The organism is Kitasatospora sp. GAS204B (assembly GCF_029892155.1).
Classification (GTDB): Bacteria; Actinomycetota; Actinomycetes; order Streptomycetales; family Streptomycetaceae; genus Kitasatospora.
The window spans coordinates 36,431-62,639 of sequence record NZ_JARZAG010000026.1; the positions used below are offsets into that span (position 1 = coordinate 36,431).

At 73.1% G+C, this 26,209-nt stretch carries 17 protein-coding genes, 1 tRNA gene, 1 other RNA gene and 1 pseudogene; 16 read left to right on the forward strand and 4 right to left on the reverse strand.

The window, feature by feature from the left end; all coding sequences use genetic code 11:
* Positions 1–45 precede the first annotated feature (45 nt).
* The 8 genes from ftsX (at position 46) to P3T41_RS28980 (ending at position 9,887) form a co-directional block, all read left to right on the forward strand.
* A complete protein-coding gene (gene ftsX, locus P3T41_RS28945; RefSeq protein ID WP_280693497.1) occupies positions 46–957 on the forward strand; it encodes a permease-like cell division protein FtsX in 912 nt (303 codons plus the stop codon).
* A 98-nt stretch (positions 958–1,055) separates the two neighbouring features.
* Positions 1,056–2,216: a S41 family peptidase gene (locus P3T41_RS28950; protein ID WP_280693498.1), complete on the forward strand. Its 1,161-nt coding sequence runs from the start codon at positions 1,056–1,058 to the stop codon at positions 2,214–2,216.
* Positions 2,217–2,261: 45 nt separating this feature from the next.
* Positions 2,262–2,738 (forward strand): SsrA-binding protein SmpB, encoded by a 477-nt coding sequence (smpB, locus tag P3T41_RS28955; RefSeq protein WP_280693499.1) that lies wholly within the window; start codon positions 2,262–2,264, stop codon positions 2,736–2,738.
* 91 nt (positions 2,739–2,829) lie between these two features.
* On the forward strand, positions 2,830–4,179 hold the full coding sequence (locus tag P3T41_RS28960; protein WP_280693500.1) for an alpha/beta hydrolase-fold protein: 1,350 nt from the start codon (positions 2,830–2,832) through the stop codon (positions 4,177–4,179).
* A gap of 105 nt (positions 4,180–4,284) precedes the next feature.
* Positions 4,285–4,654, forward strand: a transfer-messenger RNA (tmRNA) gene (ssrA, locus tag P3T41_RS28965).
* A 300-nt stretch (positions 4,655–4,954) separates the two neighbouring features.
* Positions 4,955–7,210 (forward strand): UvrD-helicase domain-containing protein, encoded by a 2,256-nt coding sequence (locus P3T41_RS28970; protein WP_280693572.1) that lies wholly within the window; start codon positions 4,955–4,957, stop codon positions 7,208–7,210.
* 405 nt (positions 7,211–7,615) lie between these two features.
* Positions 7,616–9,091 (forward strand): NAD-dependent malic enzyme, encoded by a 1,476-nt coding sequence (locus P3T41_RS28975; protein WP_280693501.1) that lies wholly within the window; start codon positions 7,616–7,618, stop codon positions 9,089–9,091.
* A gap of 514 nt (positions 9,092–9,605) precedes the next feature.
* Positions 9,606–9,887, forward strand: coding sequence for an HU family DNA-binding protein (locus P3T41_RS28980; RefSeq protein ID WP_035848732.1), 282 nt, complete (start codon positions 9,606–9,608; stop codon positions 9,885–9,887).
* Positions 9,888–10,051: 164 nt separating this feature from the next.
* Here the strand turns inward: P3T41_RS28980 and murA are convergent, their stop codons facing one another.
* Positions 10,052–11,398, reverse strand: a complete 1,347-nt coding sequence (murA, locus tag P3T41_RS28985; protein WP_280693502.1) for a UDP-N-acetylglucosamine 1-carboxyvinyltransferase — start codon at positions 11,396–11,398, stop codon at positions 10,052–10,054.
* A 249-nt stretch (positions 11,399–11,647) separates the two neighbouring features.
* On the opposite strand from murA, the gene P3T41_RS28990 reads away from it, so the two are divergent.
* From P3T41_RS28990 to P3T41_RS29015, 6 genes and pseudogenes are all read left to right on the forward strand, one after another.
* Positions 11,648–12,226 (forward strand): YqgE/AlgH family protein, encoded by a 579-nt coding sequence (locus P3T41_RS28990; RefSeq protein ID WP_280693503.1) that lies wholly within the window; start codon positions 11,648–11,650, stop codon positions 12,224–12,226.
* Between the two features lie 122 nt (positions 12,227–12,348).
* Positions 12,349–12,630 (forward strand): DUF3039 domain-containing protein, encoded by a 282-nt coding sequence (locus P3T41_RS28995; RefSeq protein WP_280693504.1) that lies wholly within the window; start codon positions 12,349–12,351, stop codon positions 12,628–12,630.
* A 68-nt stretch (positions 12,631–12,698) separates the two neighbouring features.
* Positions 12,699–14,315 carry a beta-N-acetylhexosaminidase gene (locus P3T41_RS29000; RefSeq protein WP_280693505.1) on the forward strand — a complete coding sequence of 539 codons (1,617 nt, stop codon included), beginning with the start codon at positions 12,699–12,701 and terminating at the stop codon, positions 14,313–14,315.
* Positions 14,316–14,679: 364 nt separating this feature from the next.
* The gene (locus tag P3T41_RS29005; RefSeq protein ID WP_280693573.1) at positions 14,680–15,576 is read left to right on the forward strand and encodes an FAD binding domain-containing protein; all 897 of its coding nucleotides are present in this window, start codon (positions 14,680–14,682) and stop codon (positions 15,574–15,576) included.
* A gap of 77 nt (positions 15,577–15,653) precedes the next feature.
* Positions 15,654–16,097: pseudogene (locus P3T41_RS29010) on the forward strand ((2Fe-2S)-binding protein); the annotation flags it as partial.
* A 734-nt stretch (positions 16,098–16,831) separates the two neighbouring features.
* Positions 16,832–19,150, forward strand: coding sequence for a xanthine dehydrogenase family protein molybdopterin-binding subunit (locus tag P3T41_RS29015; protein ID WP_280693506.1), 2,319 nt, complete (start codon positions 16,832–16,834; stop codon positions 19,148–19,150).
* Positions 19,151–19,283: 133 nt separating this feature from the next.
* Here P3T41_RS29015 and P3T41_RS29020 read toward each other — a convergent pair.
* A tRNA-Cys gene (locus P3T41_RS29020) sits at positions 19,284–19,355 on the reverse strand.
* 281 nt (positions 19,356–19,636) lie between these two features.
* On the opposite strand from P3T41_RS29020, the gene P3T41_RS29025 reads away from it, so the two are divergent.
* Complete coding sequence (locus P3T41_RS29025) at positions 19,637–21,070, forward strand: MFS transporter (RefSeq protein WP_280693507.1); 1,434 nt, start codon at positions 19,637–19,639, stop codon at positions 21,068–21,070.
* Between the two features lie 117 nt (positions 21,071–21,187).
* Here the strand turns inward: P3T41_RS29025 and P3T41_RS29030 are convergent, their stop codons facing one another.
* Positions 21,188–21,817: a hypothetical protein gene (locus P3T41_RS29030; protein ID WP_280693508.1), complete on the reverse strand. Its 630-nt coding sequence runs from the start codon at positions 21,815–21,817 to the stop codon at positions 21,188–21,190.
* Between the two features lie 184 nt (positions 21,818–22,001).
* Positions 22,002–23,270 carry a hypothetical protein gene (locus P3T41_RS29035; protein ID WP_280693509.1) on the reverse strand — a complete coding sequence of 423 codons (1,269 nt, stop codon included), beginning with the start codon at positions 23,268–23,270 and terminating at the stop codon, positions 22,002–22,004.
* Between the two features lie 314 nt (positions 23,271–23,584).
* Here P3T41_RS29035 and P3T41_RS29040 point away from each other — a divergent pair, with 314 nt between their 5' ends.
* Complete coding sequence (locus P3T41_RS29040) at positions 23,585–26,200, forward strand: phosphatidylglycerol lysyltransferase domain-containing protein (RefSeq protein ID WP_280693510.1); 2,616 nt, start codon at positions 23,585–23,587, stop codon at positions 26,198–26,200.
* Positions 26,201–26,209: the final 9 nt, after the last annotated feature.

Consider the following 26,209-nt stretch of genomic DNA (forward strand, 5'->3'; position numbering starts at 1 on the left):
GCCGCCTCCGGTCCATCAGCCTTGATCTTGGAGTAGAAGAAGCTCATGCGCGCCCAGTTCATCCTGTCGGAGATCGGTGTCGGTCTCCGCCGCAACCTGACCATGACCATCGCGGTGGTGGTCAGCGTCGCGCTCTCGCTCGCCCTGGCCGGGGCCAGTCTGCTGGTCCGTGACCAGGTCAACTCGATGAAGGGGTACTGGTACGACAAGGTCGAGGTCAGCATCTACTTCTGCACCAAGGCGGACGCCAAGAACGCCCCGCAGTGTGCGAACGGTGCGGCCACCCAGGACCAGATCGACGACGTCAAGGCCGGCCTTGACAAGATGAAGCCGCTGGTGCAGAACTCCACCTTCGAGAGCCAGGCGGAGGCCTACACGCACTGGAAGGACATGAACCCGGACAACGCCCTGGTCTCCGTCCTCGGTGCCGACGCGATCCCGTCCTCCTGGCGGGTGAAGCTGAGCGATCCGACCCGTTACGACGTGATCCAGAGCGCCTTCGCCGGGCATCCAGGGGTGCGCTCGGTGGAGGACGAACGGCAGATCCTGGACAACCTCTTCGGGTTGCTCAACGGCCTGCAGACCGCGGCCTTCGTGATCATGGTGTTGATGCTCTCGGTGGCGCTGCTGCTGATCGTGAACACGGTCCGCGTCTCGGCGTTCAGCCGGAGGCGGGAGACCGGGATCATGAGACTGGTCGGTGCCTCCAACTTCTACGTGCAGATGCCGTTCATCGCCGAGGCGGCGTTCGCCGCCTTGCTGGGCGCGGTGCTGGCCTCCGGGCTGTTGCTGCTCGGCAACTACGGCGTGCACGCCTGGCTGGCCAAGAAGGTGCAGTTCATCCAGTTCATCGGGCTCTCCTCGGTGCTGCAGGTGATCCCGCTGCTGATCGTGGCCGGTATGGCGATGGCGGCGGTGGCGGCCTTCCTGACGCTGCGCAAGTACCTGAAGGTCTAACTCCCAGCGGTCGTCCGGTCCGCAGGATTTCGTCACGCCCGGTGAGATTCGGCCGTTCTGCGGCCACGGAGCGCATCGGGCGCCTACACTCCGTTCCCATGACCGCAACCGCGCGGCAGGCGCGCCATGGCGCCACCCTCAGCCTGGTGTTCGGCACGGTGCTGCTCGGCGGCGCGGTCCTGGGCGCCTGGGGTGGCGGGCCGCCCGCCGCGCCGCCGCGTCGGGCCGCCTCGGCGGACGCCAGAGTTGGCGGCCCCGAGGTCGCGACGCTCTCCCCGGAGCAGGCGCAGCGGCTGGTGGCGGACGGCGGCGACCGCTGGGCCGCGTACTACAGCCCGCAGGACTACGCCGAGTTCGCCCAGGGCCTGGACGGCGAGTACCTGGGCGTCGGGGTCTTCGTGGACCGGGCCGACGACGGCTCGACGCTGGTCAGCGCCGTGCCCCCGGGCTCGCCGGCCGCCGCGGCCGGAATCGCGGTGGGTGACCGGCTGATCGCGGTGGACGGCGCCCCGGTGGACCGGCTGCCGGTGACCGAGGTGGTGGCCAGGCTGCGCGGTCGCCCCGACGGCCAGGGCGCGGGCGGGCGGCCGGCGGAGCCCGGCTCGCCGGTGCGGCTGACCCTGCGGCGGGCCGGCGTCGCCGCGCGCGAGGTGACCCTGCGTCGGACCGTGCTCGCCGCCCAGGACGTCGCGGTGGACCATCCGGCGCCCGGGGTGCTGTGGATCACCGCGCGGGCCTTCACCACCGGCGTCGGCGCCGAGATCGCCGCGGCCGCGCGGCGCGCGCCCGAGCACGGCGTGGTGCTCGACCTGCGCGGCAACTCCGGTGGCCTGGTGGCGGAGGCGGTCGCCACCGCCTCGGTCTTCCTGGACGGCGGCCCGGTCGCCTCCTACCAGGTCGGCGACCAGTCGCGGCAGTTGGCCGCGGCCCCCGGCGGCGATCCGCGCACCCCGCTGGTGGTGCTGGTGGACGGCGGCACGATGAGCGCGGCCGAACTGCTGGCCGGCGCGCTGCAGGACCGCTGCCGGGCGGTGCTGGTGGGCAGCCGGACCTTCGGCAAGGGCACCGTGCAGCAGCCCAGCCGGCTGGCCGACGGATCGGTCCTGGAGCGCACCGTGGGCCGCTACTTCACCCCCGCCGGCCGCTCCCCGGACGGCGTCGGTCTGCTCCCCGACGTGCCCGCCGCCGACCCGGCCACCGCCGACGCGCTGGCCCTGCGGGTGCTCAGCGGGCTGGGCGGGGCGGGCGCTCGACCATAAAGCGGCTGCCGGGCGGGCCGCCGAGGTGCGAGAATGTCCGGTGCTATGGCAAAGGAAAAGGGACAGAAGCTGATCGCGCAGAACAAGAAGGCGCGACACGAGTACACGATCCTCGACACCTACGAGTGCGGGATGGTGCTGACCGGCACCGAGGTCAAGTCGCTGCGCGAGGGCCGGGCCAACCTGGTCGACGGCTACGCCTACACCCAGGCCGGCGAGGTGTGGATCGACAACGTCTTCATCCCCGAGTACACCCAGGGGACTTGGACCAACCACTCGGCGCGGCGCAAGCGCAAGCTGCTGCTGCACAAGATGGAGATCCGCAAGCTGGAGGCGAAGACCAAGGAGACCGGGCACACCCTGGTGCCGCTCTCCCTGTACTTCAAGGACGGCCGGGTCAAGCTGGAGCTGGCCCTGGCGGTCGGCAAGAAGCTCTACGACAAGCGGCAGACGCTGCGCGAGCAGCAGGACACCCGGGAGACCGCGCGCGCGGTGGCCGCCGCCCGTCGTCGGATGGGCTGATTGTGGTCGTCCTGTAGCAGGTTCGTCCCAACCGGGTGATCCCACCTGGTCAACGGCCTGATGCCGAAGATTCGATCAGTACGATCCGAGCATGAACGTCTCCCTGTTGGATGGCTGGTTCCCGTGGACCGTCCAGCTCGCGGCCGGTGTCGCGCTGCTGGCCGCGGTCGGGTGGCGGGACCGCCGTTGGCGGCTGCGCCGGGCGCCGATCGCGATCGGTGCCGCGATCGCGCTGACCGCGCTGGCCGGGCTGCTCGCGGTCACCGTCGGCGGGGTCACCGACCCGCTGCCGTTCGCGCTCTGGCTCTGGCTGGGCGCGGCGGTGGTGGCGCTCGCGGTGCTGGTGGCCGGCTGGCGCTCGGCGCGCTGGTGGCGGCGCTCGCTGGCGCCGCTGGCCGCGCTGCTCGCCCTGCTGGCCGGCGCCAACGTGCTGAACGCGTCCACCGGTTACTTCCCGACCCTGGACGACGCGCTCGGCGAGCTGACCGGTGCCCCGCTGCCGCAACAGGTGACGCTCGACCAACTCGGCTCGCTGACCGGCAAGACCGGCACCGGCCGGATCGTCCAGGTGGACATACCCGACACCGCCAGCGGTTTCGCCCACCGCCAGGAGCTGGTCTACCTGCCGCCGGCCTGGTTCCGCAGCAAGACCCGGCCCAAGCTGCCGGTGCTGGAGATGATCGGCGGGGAGTACGCGGCGCCCGACAACTGGGTGCGGGCCGGCGACGCGGTGCAGACCGCCGACGCCTATGCCGCGCAGCACGGCGGCTACGCGCCGGTGCTGGTCTTCGCGGACGCGACCGGCGGGTTCAAGGTCGACACCGAGTGCGTGGACGGTCCGAACGGGAAAGCCGAGGACCATCTGGTGAAGGACATTCCGCCGTACGTCGAGAAGACTTTCGGCACCTCCGGCGATCCGCGCAAGTGGGGCGTGGTGGGCTGGTCGATGGGCGGTACCTGCGCGATCGACCTGACGGTCGAACACCCCCAGGTCTTCTCGCACTTCGAGGACATCTCCGGTGACCTCGGGCCGAACACCGGGGACAAGCAGCAGACCATCGACAAGCTCTACGGCGGCGATTCGGCGGCCTGGGCGGCGCACGACCCGCTGACCGTGCTGGCGGGGCACGCCAAGTACCGCGACACCTCCGGCTGGTTCGAGAGCGGCGACCAGGAGGCCAACCACATCACGCAGGGGAAGCAGCTGGCCGCCGCCGCCCGCAAGGACGGCATCAAGTGCCAGTTGGACGTCCAGCCCGGCAAGCACGTCTGGCAGTTCGGTGCCCAGGCGTTCGCCGACGCGCTGCCCTGGCTGGCCCAGCAGCTCGGCACCCCCGGGCCGCACCAGGCCAAGGCGACGCCGGTCAAGCCGCTGCCGAAGCCCGCCGCCCCGACCGCCACCCCCGCGCCGGCCACCGAGCCGGTTCCCGCCACGGCCTAATCGGCTGGACCGCCCCTGGCGGGGCGCGTACCATGGTCCAAGCAACACCGGGTGGGGTCACCCAGCCGGAGCTTTTTCTCAAGCTGCACCTTCTTAAAAACACATGGGGATGATCGGTTTCGACAGGGGACGTCGAAACAGGAGAAGCGAGCCGAGGAACGCGGCAATGATCTCGTTAACCATCTGCCGCAAAAAAATAATCGCCAATGTCAAGCGCGATTCCCTCGCTCTCGCTGCCTAAGTAGCGACAGTAGGGTGTCAGACCGGGGAGTTCCCGACCCGGACCCTGGCATAATCTAGGGAACTCAACTGTCCACCCGGGCTGCGCGGGTGGGCGGGACAACAAACAGCAGCTGGGCCTGTTGGCGGCTTGTCCGTGTGACTGCCAGGGCCGAGAAAAGCACAGCGGACTGCGCTCGGAGAAGTCCTGAATCCACTCCACTGGACCCGGGTTCGATTCCCGGCATCTCCACCATCCCATGTGCATGCGGGCCGCCTTCCGTCCTCGGAGGGCGGCCTTCGTGTTTCCCGGCGTCGGGTCCGGTCGTGCTGCTTCGGTCGTGCTGCTTCGGGCGGGGCCGCTTCGCCCCTGAGTGCCCGCGCGGCGACTCCGGGAGTAGGATCGTCCGTCCGCCGACTTTGGGCGGCGACTTATCTCCCACCAGCAGACGTACGACAAGGGGACTCCTTGGGCGCGCACGGCAGGCAGCACGCGGCCGCAACCACCGAGGCCGGCACGGCATCAGCAGACAGCCCCACGGCCACGGCCGAGGGGCTGCGCGAGCGTGAGATCGCGGGCGAGCAACGGCATCTCGACACCGTCTACCGGCGGCTGGAGGAGAAGCTCGCCGAGGCCGAGTACGTCCTGGAGGACGCCGCCAAGCGGGTCCAGGTCGGCACGCCCGGCGCGCTCGCCGAGCGGGACGCGCAGGTCTACCGGGCCGGCGCCCACCTCACCCGGTTGAACAACGAGTTCGAGGACTTCCTGTTCGGCCGGATCGACCTGCAGCAGGCGGACGCCCCCGAAGAGCACGGCATCCCCTCCTTCACCCCGCTGGATCCGAGCGACGAGAAGGTCGCGCAGACCCTGCACATCGGCCGGCTCGGCGTGCTGGACGCCGAGTACGGCCCGCTGGTGATCGACTGGCGGGCCCCCGCCGCCGCCCCCTTCTACCGGGCCACCCCGCTGGAGCCGGGCCGGGTGCTGCGCCGCCGGGTGATCCGTTCCAAGGGCCGCAAGGTGATCGGGGTCGAGGACGACCTGCTGCGCCCGGACCTGACCCCGGTGCTGGACGGCCGGGAGCTGGCCGTGATCGGCGACGGCGCGCTGATGGCCTCGCTCGGCCGGGCCCGCAGCCACACCATGCGTGACATCGTCTCCTCGATCCAGAAGGAGCAGGACGAGGTGATCCGGGCGCCCGCCGCCGGCGCCACCCTGGTCACCGGCGGTCCCGGCACCGGCAAGACCGCCGTCGCGCTGCACCGCGCGGCCTTCCTGCTCTACCAGGACCGCCGCCGCTACGCCGGCGGGATCCTGGTGGTCAGCCCGACCCCGCTGCTGGTCTCCTACACCGAGGGCGTGCTGCCCTCGCTCGGCGAGGAGGGCCAGGTGGCGATCCGCGCGGTCGGCAGCCTGGTGGACGGCATCGAGGCCGAGCGCTACGACACGCCCGAGACGGCGCGGATCAAGGGCTCGGCCCGGATGGTGCAGCTGCTGCGCCGCACCGCGCGGGCCGCGCTGGAGCTGACCGCGCCCACCGAGCTGAAGGTGGTGGCGCGCGGCGAGGTGCTGCGGCTGGACGCCGGACGGCTGCGCGCGGTGCGCGGCAACGTGGTCGGCAGCGGCGGCACCCCGCTCAACCTGCTGCGCCCCCGGGCCCGCAGGCTGCTGCTGGACGCGCTCTGGGTCGAGGCCACCAAGCACCTGCCCAAGCCCACCGACCACTTCTCCCGCGAGCAGCGCCAGGAGGAGAAGGAGTCCTTCGACGAGTACGTCTCGGACGAGGCGCCGTTCCTCGACTTCCTGGACGCCTGGTGGCCGACCCTGACCCCGCGTCAGGTCCTGGCCACGCTGCGGCAGGCCAGGCACATCAACCGGATCGCCCGGAACGTCGTCAGCCCCGAGGAGGCCCGCCTGCTGGCCGCCTCCTGGCGGCAGCTGGGCGAGCGCGGCGATGGGCAGCTGTCGGCGCACGACGTGGCGCTGATCGACGAACTGCACCTGCTGCTCGGTGAGCCGGCCAGGCCCAGGGCGCGCGAGGTGGACGCGGTGGACCTGCTCACCGGCCTCGACGAGGTGACCACCTTCGCCGACCGCAGCTCCCGCCAGCGCGACCGCACCCCGGTGGAGCGCACCGAGTACGCGCACGTGATCGTGGACGAGGCCCAGGACCTGACGCCGATGCAGTGGCGGATGATCGGCCGCCGCTCCCGCTCGGCGACCTGGACCATCGTGGGCGATCCGGCGCAGAGCTCCTGGCCGTTCCCGGCGGAGGCCCAGGCGGCGCTCGACGAGGTGCTGGCCGGCAAGCCGCGCCGCCGTCACACGCTGACCGTCAACTACCGCAACCCCGCCGAGATCGCCGAGGTCGCGGCGAAGGTGCTGGCGCTGGCCGCCCCGGGCACCCCCTCGCCCAGCGCGGTGCGCTCCACCGGCGTCCAGCCGCGCTTCGCGGCCGTCACCGCCGCCGAGCCGGCCGCGTTCGGCGCCGCCGCCCGCGCCGAACTGCGGCGCCTGCTGGGCGAGGTGGACGGCACGGTCGCGGTGGTTGTCCCGATGGAACGCCGGGCCGAGGCGGCCGGCTGGATCGCGGACCTGGGCGAGCGGGTGGTCGCGCTGGGCAGCCTGGAGGCCAAGGGCCTGGAGTACGACGCGACGGTGGTCGCCGACCCGACCGGCATTGCTGGCGAGTCCGAGGCCGGGCTGCGGGTCCTCTACGTCGCGTTGACCCGGGCCACCCAGCGCCTGACGGTGCTCTCCGGGCCCGACGACCTGCCCGACGGCGCGGGCGTCCCCGCGCTGCTGCGGTAGCGCTGAGGCGCCGTCAACGACTGTGGCCCCCACCGGAGGTGGGGGCCACAGTCCTACGTTGGTGACACCGACCCGCCATGCTCGCCTCGCGGCAAGTGGTCGCTCGAAGCGACTAAGGTTGGGCCCGGGGGCTTGGATCGAGCCGGTGTCTCGTCCAATGTAACCCATGGGCCCCGCCAGGCAAGGTCATGCGGCGGATTTTCGGTCCCGGATCAGGTTCACCGGATGTCTTGTTGTCGGTTCCCCGCAATCAACGGCCGATATTTCTGACAAGCCCCTGGTAGGTGCGACGATCGAGGCCTAAGATGCGCGAGGCGCAGCATCAACAAACTGTTGAAGTAGCCGACAGCTGTTGAAGACGGCCTGGCCAGCTCTCACCTCTCAGTGGACGGAAGAAGGACGTCGATGGCGACGGTGCCCAGTGTCTCCAACTCGATCACGGTGCGGCTGGAGGTCCCGGCCAGCGGCAACGCGGTCAGCAACATCACCACCGCCGTGGAGTCCTCCGGCGGGTCGGTGACCGGTCTCGACGTCACGGCCTCGGGCCTGGAGGCGCTGCGGATCGACGTGACGGTGGCCGCCGCCTCGGTGGCGCACGGCGAGGAGATCGTCGAGAAGCTGCGGGCCATCGAGGGCGTGACGATCGGCAAGGTCTCGGACCGCACCTTCCTGATGCACCTCGGCGGCAAGATCGAGATGTCCTCGAAGCTGCCGATCCGCAACCGTGACGACCTCAGCATGATCTACACCCCCGGCGTGGCCCGGGTCTGCATGGCGATCGCCGAGAACCCCGAGGACGCCCGCCGCCTGACCATCAAGCGCAACAGCGTCGCGGTGGTCACCGACGGCTCTGCGGTGCTGGGCCTGGGCAACATCGGCCCGCAGGCCGCGCTGCCCGTGATGGAGGGCAAGGCGGCCCTGTTCAAGCGCTTCGCCGGCATCGACGCCTGGCCGATCTGCCTGGACACCCAGGACGCCGACGAGATCGTGGCCATCGTCAAGGCGATCGCCCCGGGCTTCGCCGGCATCAACCTGGAGGACATCTCCGCGCCGCGCTGCTTCGAGATCGAGGCCCGGCTGCGCGAGGCGCTGGACATCCCGGTCTTCCACGACGACCAGCACGGCACCGCGATCGTGGTGCTGGCCGCGCTGACCAACGCGCTGCGGGTGGTCGGCAAGGAGATCGGCGACATCCGGGTGGTGATGTCCGGGGCCGGCGCGGCCGGTACCGCGATCCTGAAGCTGCTGCTGGCCGCCGGCGTCGCGCACGCCACCGTGGCGGACGTGCACGGCGTGGTGCACGGCGGCCGGGCGGACCTCAACGACTCGCTGCGCTGGATCGCCGAGCACACCAACCGTTCGGGCCGCACCGGCAGCCTGAAGGAGGCGGTGGCCGGCGCCGACGTCTTCATCGGCGTCTCCGCCCCGAACGTGCTGGACGGCGACGACATCGCCTCGATGGCCGACAACGCGATCGTCTTCGCGCTGGCCAACCCGGACCCGGAGGTCGACCCGGCGGTGGCCCGGCAGACCGCCGCCGTGGTCGCCACCGGGCGCAGCGACTTCCCCAATCAGATCAACAACGTGTTGGTCTTCCCGGGTGTCTTCCGCGGCCTGCTGGACGCGCAGAGCCGCACGGTGAACACCGAGATGATGATCGCCGCGGCCCGGGCGCTGGCCGCCACCGTGCTCGACGACCAGCTGAACGCGAACTACATCATCCCCAGCGTCTTCCACCCGGACGTGGCCAAGACGGTCGCCGCCGCCGTGCGGGAGGCCGCGCTGGCCGCCGCCGATACGGCCGAGCGGGCCCCTTCCCGGCCCACCCCGGGCATCGTCGGGACCCTCGACACCGCGGCTTTCCCGGTCGTCAAACTCTGATCAACTCCGGTCAACGGAGGGGTCCTGGGGCGGTATCCGGTCGATCAGCTGGCCGAATACCGCCCCTCTCGGTGCCGACCCGGTCCGAACCCTTGCGACACAAGGGGAAGGGCGTGTTTGGGCTTGCCCCCGTCAGGGCGTACGGTAGCCCTGCACGGGGCAGGCGTGTCCGACAAGTACGGAACGTCCCCCAACCACTCGGCGAGTCGTTCCCGACCGCCGCCCGCGTCGGTCCGCCGGCGCCGACGGAGCGTCACAGCTGCGTGGGGAGGGCGCCGTTCGGGGTGGACGGTCGAGGCCCGATTAGCTTTCTCAGGGCCGGTAAGGGCAGGATTCGTTCCCAGGCAGGCACGTGGCAGGACTGACACGGTGCGCGGCCCGGGACACGAGCCGGGCCCCTACCACCAGCCGCCTGAACGAGCACTGTGTGCGGACCAGCGGCCCAGCCGGGTGCCTCCGGAGGGACGACCGATGGGCCCCCGCACACCGCAACGAACAGACCACAGGAGTACACATGAACCGCAGTGAGCTGGTGGCCGCTCTGGCCGACCGCGCCGAGGTGACCCGTAAGGACGCCGACGCCGTTCTGGCGGCTTTCGCCGAGGTCGTGGGCGAGGTCGTGGCCAAGGGTGACGAGAAGGTCACCATCCCCGGTTTTCTGACCTTCGAGCGCACCCACCGTGCCGCCCGGACCGCTCGCAACCCGCAGACCGGCGAGCCGATCCAGATCGCGGCCGGCTACAGCGCCAAGGTGAGCGCCGGCTCCAAGCTCAAGGAAGCCGCCAAGGGCGCCTGATCCTTCGTGGAGCGGGGGCGGTCCGGTTCGCCGGACCGCCCCCGCTCCGTCGTTTTCCGGGGCGGCCCCGTCGCCTGGCGGGGCGTCCGCCACGCGAAGGGGCCACCCCTGGCGGGGCGGCCCCTTGAACGTCCTGCGGCGGCTCCAGCGGACCGCCGGCGGTGTCAGACCGCCGCGAGCAGCTCCTGCTCGCTGGGCATCTCCACGTGGGCCCCGAGGTCACGCAGCTTGGCCAGGAAGTTCTCGTAACCGCGGTTGATCAGCGAGATCCCGTGCACGGTCGAGGTCCCCTCGGCGGCCAGCGCCGCGATCAGGTACGAGAAGCCACCGCGCAGGTCGGGGATCACCAGCTCGCCGCCGAGCAGCTTGGACGGCCCGGAGACCACCGCGGAGTGCAGGAAGTTGCGCTGCCCGAAGCGGCACGGCGTGCCGCCCAGGCACTCGCGGTAGAGCTGGATGTGCGCGCCCATCTGGTTGAGCGCGGAGGTGAAGCCGAGCCGCGACTCGTAGACCGTCTCGTGCACGATCGACAGGCCGGCCGCCTGGGTCAGCGCGACCACCAGCGGCTGCTGCCAGTCGGTCTGGAAACCGGGGTGCACGTCGGTCTCCAGGGCGATCGCGTTCAGCTCGCCGCCCGGGTGCCAGAAGCGGATGCCCTCGTCGTCCACCGCGAAGGCGCCGCCGACCTTCCGGAAGGTGTTGAGGAAGGTCATCATCTCCAGCTGGCGGGCGCCGTGGACGTAGATGTTCCCCTTGGTGGCCAGCGCCGCGCAGGCCCACGAGGCCGCCTCCAGGCGGTCCGGCAGCGCCCGGTGGTTGTAGCCGCCGAGCTCGTCCACCCCGGTGATCAGGATGGTCCGGTCGGTGCCCATCGAGATGATCGCGCCCATCTTCTGCAGTACGCAGATCAGGTCGACGATCTCCGGCTCGATGGCCGCGTTGCGCAGCTCGGTGTCGCCCTCGGCGAGCACGGCGGTGAGCAGCACCTGCTCGGTGGCGCCGACCGAGGGGTAGGGCAGCTCGATCTTGGTGCCGCGCAGGCGCTGCGCGGCCACCAGGTAGGTGCCCTGCGGGTGCTTCTCGATGCTGGCGCCGAACTGGCGCAGCACCTCGAAGTGGAAGTCGACCGGGCGGCCGCCGATGTCGCAGCCGCCCAGGCCGGGGATGAAGGCGTGGCCGAGGCGGTGCAGCAGCGGGCCGCAGAACAGGATCGGGATCCGCGAGGAGCCGGCGTGCGCGTCGATGTCGGCGACGTTGGCGCTCTCCACGTGCGAGGGGTCCAGGATCAGCTCCCCCTCCTCCTCGCCGCTGCGCACCGTGACGCCGTGCAGCTGGAGCAGGCCGCGGACCACCTTGACGTCGCGGATGTCCGGAACGTTGCGCAGTCTGCTGGGGCCCTGACCGAGCAGGGCGGCCACCATCGCCTTGGGCACCAGGTTCTTGGCGCCGCGGACACGGATCTCGCCTTCCAGCGGGTTTCCGCCGTGCACCAGCAGGACGTCGTCGGTCATCGTTCTCGCAATCCGGGGTTCGCAGCCGCGGCAACGGGGGCGCGCCGCGACTGGGGGCAGAGAGGTAGGACCGGCGGACGTACGGCTGGGGCCGCACGGGCGCCACCTTTGGTAGATGGTAGTAGCCGCTTGAACGGTTCCCTGTCGTTCTCGTCGTGATCATGCTCTCTTAGGGTGGAAGCCCGTCGAGCTGTCCGCCGAGCGGGTGAGGCGCGGCGCTGTGGAGGTTTCGCCGCCCGCTGCGGGATCATGTGTGGCATGACCGCGGCCCTCTCACACACCGGCCGGCTGCTCGTGGCGACTCCGGTGCTCACCGATCCGAACTTCGCCCGGTCGGTGGTGCTGCTGCTGGACCACGACGTGCAAGGCGCGCTCGGCGTCGTCCTCAACCGGCCGACCTCGGTCGAGGTCGGGGACGTCCTGGACAGCTGGGCCGAGCTCACCGGTGCTCCCCGCGTGGTCTTCCAGGGCGGCCCGGTGGGCCTGGACTCGGCGCTCGCGGTGGCCGTGGTGCCGGGCGAACCCGGGCCCCAGGACCCGCTCGGCTGGCGCCGGGTGCACGGCGCGATCGGGCTGGTCGACCTGGAGGCACCGCCGCAGGTGCTGGCCGGCGAGCTGGGCGGCCTGCGGGTCTTCGCCGGCTACTCGGGCTGGACGCCCGGCCAGCTGGAGGCCGAGATCGCCGAGGGCGCCTGGTACCTGGTGGACGCCGAGCCGGGCGACATCTCCTGCCCGGACCCCGAGCAGCTCTGGCGCGCGGTGCTGCGCCGCCAGCGCGGCGCCCTGGCGATGCTCGCCACCTACCCGGAGGACCCCACGCTCAACTGACCTCCGGCGGTCCGGCCGGGGCCCGCCGGGCCGCGGCGTCGAGCGGGTCGTCGGCGTCGACGTGGTGGGGTCCGTGCGGGGTGGGGCCCGTTTCGGGCGAGGCCCCCATAGACTTGGCGCCTATGAGCACTCTTGAGCCCGAGCGCGGCCTCGGCACCGGCACCCTGGTCGAGCCCGTCCCGCAGGTGTCCAACGGCGACGGCGACCACGAGCGCTTCGCGCACTACGTCCAGAAGGACAAGATCATGGAGAGCGCGCTCTCCGGCTCCCCGGTGGTCGCGCTCTGCGGCAAGGTCTGGGTGCCCGGGCGCGACCCGAAGAAGTACCCGGTCTGTCCGATGTGCAAGGAGATCTTCGACGGCATCGAGCCGGCCGGCGGGGACGACAAGAACAAGAAGAAGTAGGCCCGGGGCCGCTGCAGGCCTGTGCAGTGGTCTATGCCAATCGGGGGCGCCGGGGCAGGATGGGCCGCATGGACCTGATCCCCGCGCCGATCGCCATCCGCCGCGCCGCCACCGAGGACGCCCCGGGCCTGCCGCTGGGCCCCGCGAGCACGCTGGCCGGTGCGGCCGGGACCGAGGACGCCGAGCGCTGGCTGCGCTCGACGCTCGGCGCGGCCACCGGCCTGGCGCTGCCGCCGGCCGCCGACCCGGTGATCGGGCTGCGCCTCGACCCGGCGCTGGCACCCGAGGGGTACCGGCTCACGGTCGACGGCGAGCGCGCCCGGATCACCGCGGGCGGTCCGGCCGGTGCGCACTGGGGCGCCCAGACGCTGCGCCAGTTGCTCGGACCCGAGGCCTACCGGCGGGCCCCGCTGCGCCGCACCGGCTGGCGGCTGCCCGGCTGCGAGATCACCGACGCGCCCCGGTTCGGCTGGCGCGGGGTGCTGCTCGACGTCGCCCGGCACTTCCTGCCGCTCGCCGGCCTGCTGCGGTACGTGGACCTGCTGGCCGCGCACAAGCTCAACGTGCTGCACCTGCACCTCACCGACGACCAGGGCTGGCGCTTCGAGGTCAGGCGCTACCCCCGGCTCACAGAGGTCGGCGGCTGGCGCGAGCGCTCGATGGTGGGCTACCGCACCGGTGGCCGGCGCGACGACCGGCCGCACGGCGGCTACTACACCCAGGACGACCTGCGCGAGCTGGTCGCCTACGCGGCCGACCGCGGGATCACCGTGGTGCCCGAGATCGACCTGCCCGGCCACACCCAGGCGGCGATCGCGGCCCACCCCGAGCTGGGCAACACCGATGTGCTGGACACCGGCGAGCTCGGGGTGTGGACGGACTGGGGGGTCAGTCCCAACGTGCTGAACGCCTCGGACGCCACGCTGGCCTTCTTCGAGGGGGTGCTGGAGGAGCTGCTGGAGGTCTTCCCGTCGAAGTACGTGCACCTGGGCGGCGACGAGTGCCCCAAGGAGCAGTGGCGGACCAGCCCGGCGGCGCAGGCGCGGATCAAGGAGCTGGGCCTGGCCGACGAGCACGAGCTGCAGAGCTGGGTCATCGGCCACTTCGACGGCTGGCTGACCGCCCGCGGCCGCCGGCTGATCGGCTGGGACGAGATCCTGGAGGGCGGGCTGGCCGAGCACGCTGCGGTTGCGTCCTGGCGGGGCTATGCGGGTGGGGTCGCCGCCGCGCGGGCGGGGCATCCGGTGGTGATGTGCCCGGAGCAGCACGTCTACCTCGACCACCGGCAGGACGGCGGGCCCGACGAGCCGATCCCGATCGGCTTCAAGCGTTCGCTGGCCGACGTCTACCGCTTCGAGCCGGTGCCCGCGTCACTGGATGAGGTGAGCGCCCGTCAGGTGATCGGCACCCAGGCCAACCTGTGGAGCGAGTTCGCCGACGACGCCCGCGACCTCGACTACCGGGCCTTCCCCCGGCTCGCCGCCTTCGCCGAGGTCGCCTGGTCGCCGCTGCCGCGCGATCCGGCCGCCCGCGACCTGGCCGACTTCGAGCGGCGGATGCGCACCCACTACGCGCGGCTCGACGCGCTCGGCGTCGCCTATCGCCCGCCGGCCGGCCCGCACCCGTGGCAGCGGCGCCCGGGGGTGGCCGGTCGCCCGCTGCCGGGACCGCCGCCGCAGCGCTGACGAGTCGTCAGTCGAACAATGTGATCATCCGGGAACCTTTGCCTGGCGTGCGGCGTCAAAACCAGGTGAACATCCGGTCTCTTTTGTGGGGGATCTGCCCGAAAAGCGACCGGATCGTCCGGGACCCCGAGGGCGATCACGGTGCTCGATGTGCCAGAGTTGCCCGACCCGGTGGGCTGCTTCTGTTCGGCAGCCCGGACCCGTACGCTACGGGCGGCACCGCAGACCCGTGGTGCGGGAGGAACGGGCCGGCCCGGCGTCGGCCGACGCGGCTGAGCGCGGGCCCCGAGCGCAGGCTCGGGAGTAGGCCCGAGAACCACCCAAGAATCTGGAGCACGGTGGGATCCTGGTGAACCGGACGATCATGCTGCCGACCTCCCTCGACGAGGCCGTCGAGGCTCTGGGCGCCAGTCCCGCCGCCGTCCCGGTGGCCGGCGGGACCGACCTGATGGAGGCCGTCAACGCCGGACGGCTGCGCCCCGGTGCGCTGGTGGGCCTGGGCCGGATCACCGAACTACGCGGCTGGCGCTACGAGGACGGCGGCACCGCCGTGCTCGGCGCGGGCCTCACGCTGGCCCGGATGGACCGCCCCGACTTCGCCGCGCTGATCCCGGCGCTGGCCGACGCCGCCCGCACCGCGGGCCCCCCGCAGACCCGCAACGTCGGCACGCTGGGCGGCAACATCGCCACCGCCGCCGCGACCGGAGACACCCTGCCGGTGCTGGCCGCGCTGGAGGCCGTGGCCACCCTGGCCCGGGCCCCGCGGGCCGGTGACAGCGGCACCCGCGAGGTCCCGGTCAGCCACCTGCTCACCGGCGTCGACCCGATGCGCCCGGGCGAACTGCTCAGCTGGGTCCGGGTTCCGCTGCTGCACGCCCCGCAGGTCTTCCTCAAGGCGACCGGGCGCAGTGGCCCGTCCCGCGCGGTCGCCTCGGTGGCGCTGGTGCTCGACCCGGCCCGGCGCGCGGTGCGCTGCGCGGTCGGCGCGGTGGCGCCGGTGCCGCTGCGGCCGCTGGAGGCCGAGGCCTGGGTGGCCGGCTGCGTCGACTGGGACGCCCGGGGCGAGGAGGGCGCGCAGGCGATCGACCCGGCCGCGGCCGCCGCCTTCGGCGAGTACGTCGCGGCCGCGTGCGTGCCCGACGCCTACGGAGCTGACGCGTCGTCGGCGCTGCTGGCCGAGGGGCCGACGGCGGCCGCCGTCCGGCTACGGCGTACCGTGGCCGTGCTGGCCCGCCGGGCACTGGGAAGGGCACTGAAGTGACGGCCGAGGTGACCGCCGACATGGCGCACGAACCGACGAACCATCCCGTCCACCTGGGCGACGGACGTCCCACCACGTCCTACACGCTGCGGGTGAACGGCTTCGAACGGCCCGTCACCGATGCCTGGATCGGGGAGAGCCTGCTCTACGTGCTGCGCGAGCGGCTCGGCCTGGCCGGTGCCAAGAACGGCTGCGAGCAGGGCGAGTGCGGGGCCTGCTCGGTGCAGGTGGACGGCCAGCTGGTGGCCGGCTGCCTGGTGCCGGCGGCGCTCGCGGCGGACAGCGAGATCAGCACCGTGGAGGGCCTGTCGGCCGGCGGGGCGGCCAGCGACGTCCAGCAGGCGCTCGCCGAGTCGGGCGCCGTGCAGTGCGGCTACTGCACGCCCGGGATGGCGATGGCGGTGCACGACCTGCTGCAGCGCAACCACCGGCCGAGCGAGGTGGAGGCCCGCCAGGCGCTCTGCGGCAACCTCTGCCGGTGCACCGGCTACCGCAGCGTGCTGGCCGCCGTGCAGACGGTCGCCGACGCGCGCGGGGCGGCGCTGCTGGAGGCCGAGCAGGCGGGGGCCGACGCGCAGTCGGAGCAGCCGCAGCCGGCGGCTCCCGCCGCCGGAGCGGACGCCGGCGACCGGGCCGAGCCCGGTCGGGCCGCCGAGCCGCTCGACCCGCCGGTCTACCAGGACGCCTGGGCCGGGACCGCGACCGCCGGCGAGGTGCCGCTGTTCGGCGCCGACAGCGGCTGGATCAGCGCCGACCCGATGCCCGCGACTGCGGAGTACCCCTCTGGGCACTCCGGTGAACAGCCGACCGCCGCCGGCACCGGCCTCGGGGCGATGCCCGCCCAGGGCTACGCCGGCTACGACCCGACCGCCTACGGCCCCGGCACGGTGTACGACGGGGGCGTGAACTACGAGCCCACCCCGGCGCACGGCACCGCCGCCCCCGGCGCGCCGTACGAGGGCACCCCGGCCCACGGCACGCCGTACGAGCCGACGCCCGCGCACGGCGTCCCGTACGACGCCACGCCTGCCCACGGCACCGACTACCCGGCCGCGCCGCCCTACGCCGCCGGCCCGTACGCCGCCGCGCCCTACCCGGGCACGGCCTACGACGGTGTCGCCTACCAGGGCACCCCGGCGCACGGCATCCCGGCCCCGGCCACCCCGTTCGACGGCACGGTCTACGAGACCGCCCCCGGCATGCCCGAGGCGGGTACCCCCGCGCACGGCCTCCGCCTCCCCGAGGACGACCACGCATGACCGCGCCCACCGATTCGACCGCCACCGCCGACTCGACCGGCACCGGCACCGCCCCCACCGCCGAGCCGGCCGAGCGCCCGTTCGGCCTGGGCAGCTCGCCGCTGCGCACCGACGCGCTGCCCAAGGCGCTCGGCATCTACCCGTACGCCGCCGACCTGTGGGCCGAGGGGCTGCTCTGGGGCGCCGTGCTGCGCTCGCCGCACCCGCACGCCCGGATCGTCTCGATCGACACCTCGGCCGCGCTGACCGTCCCCGGCGTGCACGCCGTGCTGACCGCGGCCGACCTGCCCGCGCCCACCGTGCCCAGCGACCGCCCGGTGCTGGCCGCCGAGGTGGTCCGCCACCAGGGCGAGCCGGTGGCCGCCGTGGCCGCCGACCACCCCGACACCGCCCGGCTGGCCGCCGCCGCGATCGTGGTCGAGTACCAGCTGCTCGACGCGCTCACCGACCCCGAGCAGGCCTTCCACGGCCCCGCCCTGCACCCCGACGGCAACCTGCTGCGCCACCTGCCGCTGCGCACCGGCGACCCGGAGGCGGTCGGCGAGGTGGTGGTCGAGGGCCTCTACCAGGTGGGCCGTCAGGACCCGGCGCCGATCGGGGCCGAGGCGGGCCTGGCCGTGCCGCGCCCGGACGGCGGCGTCGAGCTGCACCTGTCCTCCACCGACCCGCACGGCGACCGCGAGCGCACCGCCGCCTGCCTGGGCCTGGAGACGGACCGGGTGCGCCTGGTGGTCACCGGTGTGCCCGGCGCCACCGCCGACCGCGAGGACCGCTCCTTCCAGGCCACCCTGGCGCTGTTGGCGCTGCGCACCGGCCGCCCGGTGAAGATGACGCTGACCCGCGAGGAGTCCTTCCAGGGCCACGCGGCCCGGCACCCGGCGCTGCTGAGGTACCGCCACCACGCCGACGCGCAGGGCAAGCTGGTCAAGGTCGAGGCGCAGATCCTGCTGGACGGCGGCGCCTACGCCGACGTGTCGGCCGAGGTGCTGGCCGCCGCGACCGCCTTCTCGGTCGGGCCGTACGTCTGCCCGAACGTCTTCGTGGACGCCTGGGCGGTGCGCACCAACAACCCGCCCGCCGGGCGGATGCGCGGCGAGGGCACGCTGCAGTCCTGCTTCGCGACCGAGTCGCAGCTCGACCTGCTGGCCGCCCGGCTGGGCCTGGACCCGTTGGAGATCCGCCGCCGCAACGTGCTGGCCACCGGCGACGCGCTGCCCACCGGACAGGCCATCACCTGCCCGGCCCCGGTGGCCGCGCTGCTCGATGCGGTGGCCGAGGTGCCGCTGCCCGCCCTCCCGCTGGACGCGCCCGACACCGAGTGGCTGCTGCCCGGCGGCCCCGGCGGCGCGGGTGACCCCGCGGCGGTGCGCCGCGGCATCGGCTACGCGGTGGGCATGGCGCACATGCTCGGCGCCGAGGGCACGGACGAGGTCTCCACGGCCACCGTCCGGGTCAGCGGCGACCACGCGACGGTGATCTGCGCGGCCGTGGACGCCGGGCAGGGCTTCGCCACGCTGGCCCGCCAGATCGTCCAGTCGGTGCTCGGGGTGACCGAGGTCTACGTCGCCCCGGTGGACAGCGACCAGTCGATCGCCGGCCCCTCGGCCCGCGGCCGGCACACCTGGGTGTCGGGCGGCGCGGTGGAGAAGGCCGCGCTGATGGTCCGTCACCAGCTGCTCGCGCCGATCGCCGCCGATTTCGGCATGTCGGTGGAGCTGCTCTCGATCGCCGAAGGCAAGATCACCTCGTACGACGGGGTGCTCGGCATGCCGGTCACCGAGGCGCTGGAGGGCAAGGAGCTCTGGGCCACCGCCCAGTGCCGTCCGCACCCCACCGAGCCGCTGGACGAGGCCGGTCAGGGCGACGCCTTCGTCTCGATCGCCTTCTGCGCGATGCGTGCGGTGGTGGACGTGGACATCGAGCTCGGCGCGGTGAGGGTGGTCGACGTGACCGTGGCCCAGGACGTGGGCCGCGCGCTGAACCCGGGACAGATCGAGGACCGGATCGAGGCGGGGGTCGCCCAGGGCGTGGGCCTGGCGCTGCTGGAGGACCTGCGCAGCACCGGCGGCCTGCTGGCCAACCCCTCGTTCACCGGCTACCGCCTGCCCACCGCCCTCGACACCCCCGAGGTCCGGATCGCCACCCTGCTCGAGGAGCGCGACGTGGTGGCCACCTTCGGGGCCAAGGCGGTCAGCGCCGCCCCCGCCGTGGTCGCCCCGGCCGCCGTGGCCGCCGCCGTGCGGGCCGCCACCAACCTCCCGATCGGCCGCCTGCCGATCCTGCCGGAGGACGCGGTGGTGGTCCTGCCGGTCTGACCGGACCGGGGGCGGCGGGTATTCCGGCCGTTCCACCGGGAATACCCGGGAATCCCAGGAATTCGAAAAACAGAAACGGCCGGTCGGCGAATCATCGCGGACCGGTCGTTTCCAGCTGTGCAATCGTGCGGGGAGGCCATGACGGGATTCGAACCCGTGTACACCGCTTTGCAGACGGTTCCCTGAGCCACTCGGGCACATGGCCGGGCGACGGGCCGCTGACGGCCCCTCGGCTCACACCTGGCAGGGTCGACAACAGGAGCGGGCGGTGTACGTGGCGGGGCTGGTCATCGCGGGCTCCTCTCGGTTTGTCGGTCATTTCCGTCGTGCTTTCATCATTCAGTCTGTCGGCCGGTTGACGGCCCGTCAATAGCCGATTGTGACGGGCGGATGAAGTCTCGCGGGAAGTCCTACGACCGGCGGCGGAGCTCGGACGGGACCGCAGGTCAGGAGTCAACTGGTTATTCGGCACTTACCATGGCAGGCATGACCACAGCCGAGCAGACCTCGACGACCCTGGCCGCGGCGGCCGACGACGGCACCGAAGGCGTGCTCGGCGCCCGCTACCGGGCGCTCACGCTGGGGATCGTCTCGGTGGTGCTGCTGCTCGCCTTCGAGGCGACGGCGGTCAACACCGCGATGCCGGTGGCGGCCCGCGAGCTGCACGGGCTGGGGCTGTACGCGTTCGCCTTCTCCGGCTACTTCACCAGCACGCTCTTCGCGATGGTGCTCTCCGGTCAGTGGTGCGACCGGCGCGGTCCGGTGCTGCCGCTGTTCGCGGGGATCGGGGTGTTCGCGGGCGGCCTGGTCGTGGCGGGGACGGCGGGGAGCATGTGGCTCTTCGTCGGCGGGCGGGCGATCCAGGGGCTGGGCGGCGGGCTGGTGATCGTCGCGCTCTACGTGGTGGTCGGGCGGGCGTTTCCCGAGCGGTTGCGGCCGGCCGTCTTCGCGGCGTTCTCGGCGGCCTGGGTGCTGCCCTCGATCGTGGGTCCGCTGGTGTCGGGGGCGGTGACCCAGCACCTGGGGTGGCGCTGGGTGTTCCTGGCCGTGCCGGTCCTGGTGGTGCTGCCATTGGCGGTGATGGGGCCTGCGCTGCGGCGGGCCGAGCGGGGCCGGCCCGCGGCGGCGGGTGGCGCGTGGAACCGGCGGCGGATCGGGCTGGCCGCGATGGCCGCGCTCGGCGCCGGACTGCTGCAGTACGCGGGGGAGCGTCTCGACCTGCTGGGGCTGCTGCCGGCGGTGGCGGGCGCGGGTCTGCTGGTGCCGGCCGTACTGCGGCTGCTGCCGGACGGCACCTTGCGGGCCGCCCGGGGGCTGCCGACGCTGATCCTGCTGCGCGGGGTGGCGGCCGGGGCCTTCTTCGCCGCCGAGGCGTTCATCCCGCTGATGATGGTGACCCAGCGGCACCTCTCGCCGACCCTGGCCGGGCTGACCCTGACCAGCGGCGGACTCTCCTGGGCGCTCGGCTCCTGGCTGCAGGGCCGCCCGGGCGCCGAGCGCCACCGGGAGCGGCTGATCAGGCTCGGCTTCCTGCTGACCGCCCTGGCGATAGCCGGCGCCGCCCTCGTCCTGATCCCGGCCGTGCCCACCTGGACCGCCGCCGTGGCCTGGGCGTTCGGCGGGATCGGCATGGGCCTGTCGATCGCCAGCATCAGCGTGCTGATGATGAAGCTCTCCCCGCCCGAGGCGGCCGGCACCAACTCGGCCTCGCTGCAGATGTCCGACGCGCTCGGCAACGTGCTGCTGGTCGGCCTGGCCGGGGTGCTCTTCACCGCGCTCGGCGGCGGCGCGGTGGCGGCCGCGGACGCGGCCGGCGCGGGCGGCGGAGCGCGGGCCGGGCTCGCCGCGATCTTCCTGACCATGACGGCCGTCGCGCTGATCGGCGCGGCACTGGCCGGGCGGGTGCGTCCGCGCGGCTGACCGGGGCTCCGGACGGCGAGAGGGCCGACCCGCGGGGAGCAGCGCCGCGCCGGTGGCGGCTGGTGCTGGTCCTGCGCGAGGTCGGCCCTGTCGGGTCGGCTCCCGGGTGACGGTCCGTCAGGAGTCCGAGCGCCGGCGCCGCAGCTGGTGGTAGCTGGCGGCGACCGCGGTGGCCAGCAGGGTGGCGCCGGCCACCATCTCGGGGACGTTCGGGCCGGTGCTGCCGCCGAGGCCCGCGTGCGTGGGGCCCTGCGGGCCGGGGCCGCCCGGACCGCCCGCGCCGCCCGGACCGGCGGGCCCGCCGGGCTGCTCGGCGTGGGCGGGCGGCTGGTGGTCCGGCTGGGTCTGCTGGTCGGGCTGCGGCTGGTGGTCGGCGTGGCCGCTGTCGTGCACGGTCAGGGTGCTGGTCACCTGGCTCTTGCTGACCGTCGTGCACTGGATCGTGACGTCGTAGACGCCGGGCCTGGCGTGGTCCGGCACCTGTGCCATGGCGCCCATCAGGCCGCGCAGCGAGCCGAGCTTGACGCTCGGGATGTCCTGACCCTCCGCGGCACCCTGCTCGTGCGAGCGGAAGACCGCCTGGCCGCCCGCACTGTCGCAGTTGCCTCCGTCGAAGACCGCGAACTGGCCGCCGGGGGAGACCGGGTCCGGTTCGATGATGACCGGGTTGGCGGCGGCCGGGCCGGCGCCGCTGAGGCCGAGGGCCAGGGCCAGCAGCCCGGTGGCGGCGAAGTGACGAGCGCGCATGGTGCATCTCCGAGGACGCGGCCGCGGGGCTGGCCCCGCAGGGGAGTAGGAGAAACCGTGTCCTGGGATCCAGGGGACGATTCCGGCCGATGGTGCGCATCCGCACCAAGTCGGTGCGGGGGGCCGAAAACCGGCGGCTACCTGGGGTGATGCAGGCTCACCCGGGGTAGCGCCGAACGGGGGGTCAGCGGGTCGCGCCGAGGAAACTCGACCAGCCGCCGGCCGGCGCCTCGCCGACCGCCAGCGACTGCAGCTTGCGCAGCACCACCGGGTCCTGCGCCTCCAGCCACTGCACCAGCTGGCGGAAGGAGACCAGCCGCACCTCGGGCCGGTCCGCGATGGTCCGCAGCACCTCCTCCACCGCGTTCATGTAGATGCCGCCGTTCCACTGCTCGAAGTGGTTGCCGATGTACATCGGCGCGCGGTTGGTGCTGTAGGCGCGCTCGAAGCCCGCCAGGTAGGAGTCCCGGGCCTGCTTCTGCCAGGCGGCGCGCATCGCCGGGTTGCCCTTGGTGTTGTCGCCGGACTGGTTGTACATGATGTTGTAGTCCATCGAGAGCACCTGGAAGGTGTGCCCGGGGAACGGGATGGACTGCAGCGGCATGTCCCACAGCGCGCCGCCCTGGATCTTCTGCGGCCAGATCTGCAGCCCGCCGGGCCCGCTGGTGTCGTACTTCCAGCCGCGGGCCGCCGCCGTCGGCAGCAGGCCGCGCTGGCCCTCCAGGCAGGGGGTGCGGCCGCCGATCAGCTCCTTGCGGTAGTCGAAGGGCAGTGCGGGCAGGTCGGTGAAGCCGGTGTTGGTCCGCCAGTTCATGACGAAGGACATCGCCTGCTCGATCTCGCTGTCCCAGTCGTCGGGGGACCACTTGCCGCCGCCGGTCGGGCCGCAGAAGTGGCCGTTGAAGTGGGTGCCGATCTCGTGGCCGTCCAGCCAGGCGGCGCTGATCTGGGTCAGCGTGTCGTGGATGTGCTGGTCGCTCAGGTAGCCGATGTCGGAGGCGCCGACGTGGTGCTGCGGCGGGTGGTAGAGCTCCTTCTTGGACTCCGGCAGGGTGTAGATCCCGCTCAGGAAGAAGGTCATCGAGGCCTGGTGGTCCTTGGCCAGCTGCCGGAACCGGGAGAACAGCCGGTCGTCCAGCTCGCCCGCGCCGTCCCACGAGAAGACCACGAACTGCGGCGGTCTTTCGCCCAGTTCGAGCGGGACCGGCTGCGGCTGCCCGGGCTGCGGGCCGGTGTCGGAGGTGGAACCGTCGCCGATCACCGTGGCGGGGGGCTTGGCCGGGGTGCTCGGGGCGGCGGCGGAGGCGGAGGGCGAGGCGCCGGTGCTCGGGACCGGCGCGGCCCCCGCAGCGTCGGCCTTGCCGGTGGTACCGGGGCGGGCACAGCCGGCCGCCACCGTCGCGGCGGTGGCGGCACCGGCGGTGAGCAGGGTCCGGCGGGACAGCGCGTCCATACATCACTCCAGTTCGAGCGGTTCGGTCGGAGCAGACCCGGTCTGCGCCGGTGGGCGGTGCGGGCTGCCGCGCGGGTCGCGGCGGCGAGGGCCCAACGGCGAGGCGGCGTATGAATTGTGGCGAAGAGTCCGCTGAAATGCCGTTATGGGCGATTTGTCCACCAGGATGGCACGGTACTCTCCGCGCCAGCGGGATGGCGGCGGCGCAACGCCTGTCGGACGGAGCGGAGCGGCGTGTCGAGGTGCGCCGGGCCCCGAAAGATCATCAGATTGGACGCGGGCCACGGGGAGCGCGGCGGGAGGAGAACGGGGCCATGTGGGACTCGGTGCAGGACGCCTACCACTCCCGCATCGTCGAACCCGGACGGGAGCCGCTCTTCCTGCTGCTGGTCGGCCTGATCGCGGCCTTCCTCCTCATCCGGTTCAGCACCCGGATGATCCGGCGCGGCACCCCCTGGTGGCCGGGCAACGTGGCCCCGGGCGGCCTGCACATCCACCACGTGGTCTTCGGGCAGGCCATGATGCTGGTCGCCGGGATCGGCGGCTTCACCTACCACGGCGCCCAGGGCGGGCTGCGCGACGCGCTGGGCTTCACCTTCGGGGCGGGCTGCGGGCTGGTGCTGGACGAGTTCGCCCTGGTGCTGCACCTGGAGGACGTCTACTGGAGCGAGCAGGGCCGCAAGTCGGTGGACGCGGTGATCCTGGCCATCTCCGTGATCGCGCTGCTGCTGCTCGGCCAGCTGCCGCTCGGCGGGTTCACCGGCAAGCCCTCGGTCGGGCAAGCGGCCGGGGCCGCGGTCCTGCTGGTCCTGGTGGTGGTCAGCCTGCTCAAGGGCAAGCTGTGGACCGGGCTGATCGGCGTCATGCTGCCGGTGCTGGCGGTGGTCGGTGCGATCCGGCTGGCCCGGCCCGGCAGCCCGTGGGCCCGCTGGCGCTACCGCAGCCGGCCCAAGCGGATGGCCAGGGCCGAGCGGCGCGAAGCGCGGGTGCACCGCCGGGTGACGGCGTTCAAGGTGGGCGCCTACAACCTGCTGGCCGGCACCCCGGACCAGGCGCCGGCCGCCGAACCGGTGGTGGAGCCGGCGCCCGCTGCCGCACCGCGCCCCGGCCCGGCCGCCGCTGCGGCGGAGCCGGCCCGCGCGCGGCCGCTGCCCCCGTGGCGCCGCCGCTGCGCCGTCTTCGCCGAGTGGTACCTGCGGATCGCCGCCCTGATCAACCTGTCGGCCGGGCTGATCGCCCCGTTCCGGGAGCGGGTGCACCGGGCCAACACCGGCGACCTCTTCACCCCCGTGCTGGTCACCGCCGGCTTCACCGCCGCGCTCTTCGCCGCGCTGCTGGCCGTGATGCTGCGCCGCCGCAAGCGGGCCGCCTGGATCGTGGCCACCGCGGTGGTCGCGCTCTACACGGTGGCCTTCGGGCTGGCCCTGGCGATCCAGCCGGAGGACCGGGCGCACCCGTTCAACTGGGTCTCGGCCGCGCTCACCGTGCTGCTGCTGGCCGCGCTGCTGGCGAGCAGGCGGGCCTTCCACGCCAGGGGCGCGCGCGGCAACCTGCCGCTGGGCCTGTCCGTGCTGCTGATCGGCGGCGCGCTGGTCACCGCGCTGGGCGCGCTGCTGGTGCGGGTCGGCACCGAGCCCGAGGCAGGCTGGGGCGACTCCTTCGGGTACGCGCTGGTGCGCCTGTTCACCGTCTCCGGCTTCGGCCAGGTGACCTCGCGGGTCGCCGTCGACCGCTGGGCCGACCTGACCATCAACGTGCTCGGGGCCGCGCTCTTCCTGCTGGTGCTGCGGGTCTTCTTCCGCTCCCCGCAAGGGCGGGTGCACCTGGAGCCGGACGACGAGCGGCGGCTGCGCGCGCTGCTGGAGGCGCACGGCGCGCGCGACTCGCTCGGCTACTTCGCGCTGCGCCGCGACAAGTCGGTCTGCTGGTCGCCGTCCGGCAAGGCCGCCGTGCTCTACCGGGTGGTCAACGGCGTGGCGCTGGCCTCCGGCGACCCGATCGGCGACCCGGAGGCCTGGCCGCAGGCGATCGAGGGCTGGCGGGAGCTGGCCCGGGTGAACGCCTGGGTGCCGGCCGTCACCGGTGCCGGCGAGCAGGCCGGCACGATCTACCGGCGGGTCGGCCTCAAGGCGCTGGAGTTCGGTGACGAGGCGATCGTCGAGGTGGCCGACTTCAGCCTGGAGGGCCGCAGCATGCGCACCCTGCGCCAGACCCACAACCGGGTCCGCAAGGCCGGCTACCGCGCGGTGATCCGCCGGCACCGCGAGATCCCCGAGGCGGAACTCGCCGAGCTGGTGCACCTGGCCGACGCCTGGCGGCACGGGCGCACCGAGCGCGGCTTCTCGATGGCGCTGGGCCGGCTCGGCGATCCGGCCGACGGCGAGTGCGTGCTGGCCGAGTGCCGGGACGAGAACGACCGCACCTGCGCGCTGCTCAGCTTCGTGCCCTGGGGTGCGCACGGCCTCTCGCTCGACCTGATGCGCCGGGACCGGGAGTCGGAGAACGGGCTGGTCGAGTTCCTGGTCACCGAGCTGCTGCTGGGCGGCGCGGCCGGTCGGCTGCCGGTGACCCGGGTCTCGCTGAACTTCGCGATGTTCCGCTACGTCTTCGAGCAGGGCGCCAAACTGGGCGCCGGGCCGGTGCTGCGGCTCAACCGGGCGGTGCTGCGCTTCCTCTCCCGCTGGTGGCAGCTGGAGTCGCTGTACCGGGCCAACGCCAAGTACCAGCCGGCCTGGGAGCCGCGCTTCGTGCTCTACGAGAAGTCCTCCGAGCTGCCCACCATCGCGGTCGCCAACGGGTTGGCCGAGGGCTTCCTGGTCCGGCCCAGGTTGCTGGGCGTGGGCTCGCGGCGGCGCGGCGGCGCACCTCACTCGTCCGGCGGCGCAACCGGTGCGGGGGAGCGGGGCGCCGGATTGGCTGAGCGCAGGTGATGGCCGATC

Excerpts from the sequence above, each read along its gene's own strand:
- ftsX (WP_280693497.1), top strand. The coding sequence starts at position 46 with ATGCGCGCCCAGTTCATCCTGTCGGAGATCGGTGTCGGTCTCCGCCGC.
- P3T41_RS28950 (WP_280693498.1), top strand. The coding sequence starts at position 1,056 with ATGACCGCAACCGCGCGGCAGGCGCGCCATGGCGCCACCCTCAGCCTG.
- smpB (WP_280693499.1), top strand. The coding sequence starts at position 2,262 with ATGGCAAAGGAAAAGGGACAGAAGCTGATCGCGCAGAACAAGAAGGCG.
- P3T41_RS28960 (WP_280693500.1), top strand. The coding sequence starts at position 2,830 with ATGAACGTCTCCCTGTTGGATGGCTGGTTCCCGTGGACCGTCCAGCTC.
- P3T41_RS28975 (WP_280693501.1), top strand. The coding sequence starts at position 7,616 with ATGGCGACGGTGCCCAGTGTCTCCAACTCGATCACGGTGCGGCTGGAG.
- P3T41_RS28980 (WP_035848732.1), top strand. The coding sequence starts at position 9,606 with ATGAACCGCAGTGAGCTGGTGGCCGCTCTGGCCGACCGCGCCGAGGTG.
- murA (WP_280693502.1), bottom strand. The coding sequence starts at position 11,398 with ATGACCGACGACGTCCTGCTGGTGCACGGCGGAAACCCGCTGGAAGGC.
- P3T41_RS28990 (WP_280693503.1), top strand. The coding sequence starts at position 11,648 with ATGTGTGGCATGACCGCGGCCCTCTCACACACCGGCCGGCTGCTCGTG.
- P3T41_RS28995 (WP_280693504.1), top strand. The coding sequence starts at position 12,349 with ATGAGCACTCTTGAGCCCGAGCGCGGCCTCGGCACCGGCACCCTGGTC.
- P3T41_RS29000 (WP_280693505.1), top strand. The coding sequence starts at position 12,699 with ATGGACCTGATCCCCGCGCCGATCGCCATCCGCCGCGCCGCCACCGAG.
- P3T41_RS29005 (WP_280693573.1), top strand. The coding sequence starts at position 14,680 with ATGCTGCCGACCTCCCTCGACGAGGCCGTCGAGGCTCTGGGCGCCAGT.
- P3T41_RS29015 (WP_280693506.1), top strand. The coding sequence starts at position 16,832 with ATGACCGCGCCCACCGATTCGACCGCCACCGCCGACTCGACCGGCACC.
- P3T41_RS29025 (WP_280693507.1), top strand. The coding sequence starts at position 19,637 with ATGACCACAGCCGAGCAGACCTCGACGACCCTGGCCGCGGCGGCCGAC.
- P3T41_RS29030 (WP_280693508.1), bottom strand. The coding sequence starts at position 21,817 with ATGCGCGCTCGTCACTTCGCCGCCACCGGGCTGCTGGCCCTGGCCCTC.
- P3T41_RS29035 (WP_280693509.1), bottom strand. The coding sequence starts at position 23,270 with ATGGACGCGCTGTCCCGCCGGACCCTGCTCACCGCCGGTGCCGCCACC.
- P3T41_RS29040 (WP_280693510.1), top strand. The coding sequence starts at position 23,585 with ATGTGGGACTCGGTGCAGGACGCCTACCACTCCCGCATCGTCGAACCC.